A 2,876-nucleotide genomic window follows, 5' to 3' on the forward strand; every position below is an offset into this window, starting at 1 on the left:
CATATACTGTTGGTTTAGTACCAACAATATATGGAGATTTGTTTAGATCGTTTTTCAATAAATTTAAGTAGCATTGCAAAGCTGCAGTAGTAGTAAATAGACGCATTTTTTATAAAAATAATTATTGATAATTGGTAAGCATTCAGCACTCAGCACTCAGCACTCAGCTATTAAGTTATTATCCTAGAAGGAGAATTCAAAATTACGTTTGCGTAGCATTCCGTAGGAAATGATGCTAATAGCTGAATGCTTACCATTGCTATACTCAAGTTTATTAAGTATATTTTATTTCCTGTTCCCTACTAACAAATCTTATAGCAATTGAAGCAAAAGATGCGGACAGTTCAAAAGCTTAAAACTCAGACAAAGCAATATTTTCCCTATTACTTCTTCCTTCTTCCCTCTTCCTTCTTACTTCTTACTTCTTCCTCTATATATAATAGAAAAAGGAGGAAAAGATAGACTTTTCCCCCAAACTATTTATATAGACACTCTCACGAAACTATTAGAGTTACTACTCCTGTAATGATGTAGAGTGAAACATTCATTGACATCCTCCCGACGCTGCTCTAGGAGACAGCGCGGGATTCCTAACCATCGCTGATTAGGTCTTTCTGCTTCAATGCACCAGCCTCCAAGGTCAAGCCTCTTTTCGGTCTTACGGTCGCTCTACAGACTGACACTGCTAGCCCAGCAGCAAAACTTTAATTATAACACACTATTGGCATATACCGCAAAATTGATTGGTTTTTCCTCCGGAATGCTACGCAAACATCCCGACGCTCCCCTTCGGGAGAGCGTGGGTCTTCAACCAACGTTGAGATAAATGCCAAAATTAAGATCCACGAGAATCAATCACCTCAACCTTTACAGGAGCAACCCCACTCTGAATCATACCTAAAATACGAGCAGCCGCAGTAGATAAATCAATAACTCTGCCTGGAATAAATGGGCCTCGATCGTTAATCCTGACAACGACTGAACTACCATTATTGAGATTAGTCACTCGTACCTTTGTCCCAAAAGGCAGAGTTTTATGGGCTGCTGTCATTGCATATTGATTGTAACGTTCGCCACTGGCACTTAAGTTACCATGAAATCCAGGGCCGTACCAAGAAGCCCAACCTTGATCTTGGAAAGTAATAGGCCTAACAGCTATTTTTTGTGGTTCTGGCTGTGGTTTTGGTTTTGGTTGACCCGCTATTTCTTTTAAAGGAGGGGCATTATTAACTTGTCGTCTGAGACGGTTAGTTGCTTGTAGGGTATCTGTGGCTAAATCGTTAGTAGTATCTGGCAGAATAGTTTGCTTATCTATTTCTACTAATTTTTGGTCATTAACCAGAATCATGTAGCTTTCAGTATCTGTGTCCCACTTAGCTGTAATATCCAGATTAGGGTTTTCCTGCATAAGCTGATTTAGTTGGGAGGCAACTATTGATGCTCGCCACACAGGATCTTTTTGTTGGTTTGAATTAGAAGATTGAATAGTAGCTACTTTCACCGAAGAGTCTGAGTTAGACTCTGGACTATTATTTGCCTTCTTATCCTGAGAGTCAAGAAAAGTAAGAACTGGAATATTACGAACATAGAGAGTTGCAGCTTGACGACCAGTTAATTCATGGGCCATAATTTCAGTGACAGTCTCCTTCCCTTGTCTTGTGTTTAACTGGTATTCTCCAACTTTGAACACATTTGCCTGTCTATTGGCAACAGTTTTCTGTAAGTTATCATTTATTTCTAAGCTTCTATCTGTTGGTTCGTTCTTTTGATAAATTTTGTCTTCTTGAAGAGTATCAGCATAAGAGTAATCTACACCTACACTAGAAAATATCAAGAAAGTAGTCAGAAAAGTCCAAATTTTGTACTTCATAAACCTATTTTTTTTAAGCTATTTTTTTTAAGAAGCACCCATTGAGTTGAACTTATCTGGGCATAGTCCAGCTAAGACTATTCCGGATAACCCAAACTCTTAGAAAAAATCTACTCAAAACGAGTAATTGTATCCATCTCGTCTGTGAATGGGTTGGATATGATTTCGAGATACAGACAAGATTTTATCCCCATGTCGGATGTCAAAATTACCTTTACTTCTGACAGTTTTAATCCTGACTCCCTTTAATCCAATGTTTTTGCCTTTGACGACATTGATCATATCTCCAGTTTTCCAACCTGGTACAGGTTTTTTAGCCTGATAACCCTTGCGGGGAAAACCATATTTGTCCATCTGTACCATCTGCCTGCAACCATGTCCCATTGCTGTTACCATTAGGGGTTGATTCGTCAGCATTGCCATGCCAGGTTTGCATGGTGTTAATGGTTTTTTACTCGCGTCAAGCACGAATACATAATTAGTTGAGTTGGACATTTTTGCGTCCCTCCTACAAAAAGTGTAAAGTTGGCCTCGCCTGGTTATTTTGGCTTGTTAAGTTCGACACACTGGTTTTTCAAATCTCTTTACCTGTTTAATGCCAAACAATAGAGGTCAGAACTGGCCACGCATTCTGACGTATTGTGACCAAAATAACGTTTACTTATTGCTAAGTAGGCTGGACTAACCATTTAAGCGATTTGAGCGCTTTGATTAGATTTGTGGTTAGTCTTCGATGTTTAAGTATTATTAAGAGACTGCAATAGAGTATCACAAACTTTTAAGATTGGGAATCAAATTAGAAAAAAAATTTGGTTAATTTTATAGATACAAGACTGATGGTAAACTTCTAAAGGCTAGACATCCTGACAAAGCTAGTGTCGCTACGCGGAAGTTAAAAATCAAAATTCAAAATTCAAAAGTATTGATTGGTAAGGCTTTTAAGATTTTGTAACTGGTCAGTTATTTCCGCCGTCCTGCACTAGGGATTGATGAAATTGCCTTTGCA

Annotated in this window: 2 protein-coding genes; both read right to left on the reverse strand. The window is 38.4% G+C overall.

The genetic code is table 11. The features are described from left to right. Positions 1–835: 835 nt before the first annotated feature. Complete coding sequence (locus tag F6K13_RS26585) at positions 836–1,870, reverse strand: septal ring lytic transglycosylase RlpA family protein (protein ID WP_287241579.1); 1,035 nt, start codon at positions 1,868–1,870, stop codon at positions 836–838. Positions 1,871–1,984: 114 nt separating this feature from the next. Beyond that, positions 1,985–2,365, reverse strand: a complete 381-nt coding sequence (locus tag F6K13_RS26590) for a hypothetical protein (RefSeq protein ID WP_124155967.1) — start codon at positions 2,363–2,365, stop codon at positions 1,985–1,987. Positions 2,366–2,876 lie beyond the last annotated feature (511 nt).

The sequence above is a fragment of the Okeania sp. SIO2B9 genome, from assembly GCF_010672505.1.
GTDB lineage: Bacteria > Cyanobacteriota > Cyanobacteriia > Cyanobacteriales > Microcoleaceae > Okeania > Okeania hirsuta.

Excerpts from the sequence above, each read along its gene's own strand:
- F6K13_RS26585 (WP_287241579.1), bottom strand. The coding sequence starts at position 1,870 with ATGAAGTACAAAATTTGGACTTTTCTGACTACTTTCTTGATATTTTCT.
- F6K13_RS26590 (WP_124155967.1), bottom strand. The coding sequence starts at position 2,365 with ATGTCCAACTCAACTAATTATGTATTCGTGCTTGACGCGAGTAAAAAA.